Genomic DNA, 2,682 nt, shown 5'->3' on the forward strand with positions numbered 1-2,682 from the left:
TGGAGCCGCCGCCGCGCACCAGCGCGATGACGTCGATCGCCGGAGTCTGGTCGGGGTGGGCCCCGGGCACCGCGCGCGCGCGGGCCAGCAGATACAGTTTTTCCAGCGCCTCGATGATCGACGGCGGCGCGGCCGCGCCCTGCACCTGCGCCGGAACCAGCAGCACCGGGATATGCGGCACGCGGCGGCGCAGGGCCGTGATCACGTCGTGCAGCGCCGCGGCCCCGGGCGACGTGACCAGGCCGATGCCGCGCGGTTGCAGTGGCAGCGCGCGCTTGCGCGCGCTGTCGAAGAGTCCTTCGGCGTCGAGCCGGGCCTTGAGCCGCAGGAAGCGCTCGAACAGCGCTCCCTGCCCGGCGCGCTGCATGCTCTCGACGATGAACTGCAGGTCCCCGCGCGCCTCGTAGACCCCCAGGCGGCCGCGCAGTTCGACCAATTGGCCGTCGCAGGGCGCGAAGTCGAGCAGGTCGGCGGCGCGGCGGAACATGGCGCAGCGTAGCTGGCCGCTGGCGTCCTTGATCGAAAAATAGCAATGCCCGCTGGACGCACGCGACCAGCCCGTGACCTCGCCGCGCACCGCGACCGGATTGAAACGCAGTTGCAGGGCGTCAGCAATGGCGCGGCATAGCGCGCCAACCTCCCACACGCGGGCCGAAACGGCGGGTTCCGGACGTTCAAACATAAGGAGCGGCGGGCCTTGGCGCGGTGTTCACACGCTGAGTACTCCACAGAAACCGGCGAGCGGCAGGGAACACGCCGATGCCCGCGAAAACTGACTGCAAAATGTCAGGACCCGTGCAAGTCCTTGATATATATGGGGCTAAGGTTTTCACTGAGTACTCTTTTATCCGTCTGCTGCGGGTCAGGCACGCGCCCGCAGGGCGCCCGAAGCGGTTTGCCCACAAAGTTATCCACAGTTCTGTGGCGCTGCGCGAGCGTGGGGCAGGGCGATTCGCCAAGTGACGGTTTGTCACGCGAGAGCCAGAGCGAGCTGGGCATAATCCCCGGCTTGCTTTAATCTGCGCGGAGAGAGAATTTGCTGTCCATCATACAGGCCGCGGGCTGGCCCATCTGGCCCCTGATCGCGTGCTCCATTTTGGGGATGGCGCTTGTTTTCGAGCGTTTCGTGGCCCTCAAGACGGCCCGCGTCGCGCCCCCGAAACTGCTCGACGAAGCGATCGCGGTGTCGTCCAAGGCGCTGCCCACGCCCGACGTGGTGAACCAGCTTGCGCAGAGCTCGGCCCTGGGCGAGGTACTCGCCAGCGGCCTGCGTCGCCTGAACAGCGCGCCCCAGAGCAGCGAAACCGACGTGCGCGCCGCCATGGAGGGCACGGGGCGCGCCGTGGCGCATCGCCTGGAGAAATACCTGTCGGCGCTGGCCACCATCGCCTCCGCCGCCCCCTTGCTGGGCCTGCTCGGCACCGTGATCGGAATGATCGAGATCTTCGGTTCGCAGGCCGGCTCGGGCGGCGTGGGCCAGGCGCTGGGCGGCGGCAACCCGGCCCAGCTGGCGCACGGCATTTCGATCGCCCTGTACAACACGGCGTTCGGGCTCATCGTGGCCATCCCTGCGCTGATCTTCTGGCGCTACTTCCGCGCCCGCGTGGACGCCTACCTGCTCACGCTGGAACTGGCCTCCGAGCAGTTCGTGCGCCACATTTTGCAGTTGCGCAAGACGAAATGAACTTCCGCCCGCGCGCCAAGGACGAACCCGAGATCAACCTGATCCCGTTCATCGACGTGTTGCTGGTGATCCTCATCTTCCTGATGCTGACCACCACCTACAGCAAGTTCACGCAATTGCAGCTCACGCTGCCCGTGGCGGACGCCGAGGCGCAGCGCGACTACCCCCGGGAGGTGATCGTCTCCGTTGCCGCCGACGGCCGCTACGCCGTGAACCAGGGCGGCGTCGATGGCCGGAGCGTGGACGCCGTGGCGCAGGCGCTGCGCAGCGCCGCCGGCCGGGACAGCGTGGTGGTCATCAGCGCCGACGCCCTGTCGTCGCACCAGTCCGTGGTCACGGTGATGGAGGCCGCGCGCCGCGTGGGGCTGGTGCAGATCACGTTTGCCACGCAGTCGTCCGCGGCTTCGCGCGCGGCCAGACGCTGACGCGCATGGCCAACCCCGCCTCCGCCCGCCCGGTCCCCGGTCCTGCAGCGCTGCACGGCCTGCAAAAGATCTGGCAGACCCGGGGCCTCGCGGCCTGGGCGCTGTGGCCGCTGTCACGGCTTTATGCGGCGCTGGCGGCGCTGCGCCGCGGGCTGTACCGCGCCGGGGTGTTCGCGGCCGAACACCCGGGTTGCCCGGTGATCGTCGTCGGGAACGTGATCGCCGGAGGCGCGGGAAAGACCCCCGTGGTCATCGCGCTCGTGCAATACCTGCAGGCGCGCGGGCTGCGCGTCGGCGTGATCTCGCGTGGCCATGGGCGCAGCACCCGCGACTGCCGCGCGGTGCTGCCCGGCAGCCCGGCCAGCGAGGTGGGCGACGAACCCGCGCTCATCGCGCGCCGCATTTGCGCAGGGGGGGACGGCACCGTCCCCGGCGTTCCCGGCGTGCCCATCTTCGTGGCCACGCGCCGCGTTGCCGCCGCGCGCGCGCTGCTCGCCGCGCATCCGCAAACCGACGTGCTCGTGTGCGACGACGGCCTGCAGCACCTGGCCCTGCTGCGCGATCTGGAAATCT

The 2,682-nt window shown here is 69.5% G+C and carries 4 protein-coding genes; 3 read left to right on the top strand and 1 reads right to left on the bottom strand.

The features are described from left to right. On the bottom strand, positions 1-682 hold a 682-nt coding region (xseA, locus tag VTU_RS0105105; protein ID WP_010101481.1), incomplete at its 3' end, for an exodeoxyribonuclease VII large subunit. A 354-nt stretch (positions 683-1,036) separates the two neighbouring features. Between xseA and VTU_RS0105110 the strand changes: the two genes are divergently transcribed. The 3 genes from VTU_RS0105110 to lpxK all read left to right on the top strand — a co-directional run. Further along, entirely contained in the window at positions 1,037-1,684 is a 648-nt protein-coding gene (locus VTU_RS0105110) for a MotA/TolQ/ExbB proton channel family protein (RefSeq protein ID WP_010101482.1), read from the top strand. Next, positions 1,681-2,109, top strand: a complete 429-nt coding sequence (locus tag VTU_RS0105115; protein WP_010101483.1) for an ExbD/TolR family protein — start codon at positions 1,681-1,683, stop codon at positions 2,107-2,109. The genes VTU_RS0105110 and VTU_RS0105115 overlap by 4 nt, the downstream gene beginning before the upstream one ends. A 5-nt stretch (positions 2,110-2,114) precedes the next feature. Further along, positions 2,115-2,682, top strand: a 568-nt coding sequence (gene lpxK / locus VTU_RS0105120) for a tetraacyldisaccharide 4'-kinase (protein ID WP_010101484.1), incomplete at its 3' end; no start/stop codon positions are given.

The sequence above is a fragment of the Verminephrobacter aporrectodeae subsp. tuberculatae At4 genome (assembly GCF_000193225.1).
Taxonomy (GTDB): Bacteria; Pseudomonadota; Gammaproteobacteria; order Burkholderiales; family Burkholderiaceae_C; genus Acidovorax; species Acidovorax aporrectodeae.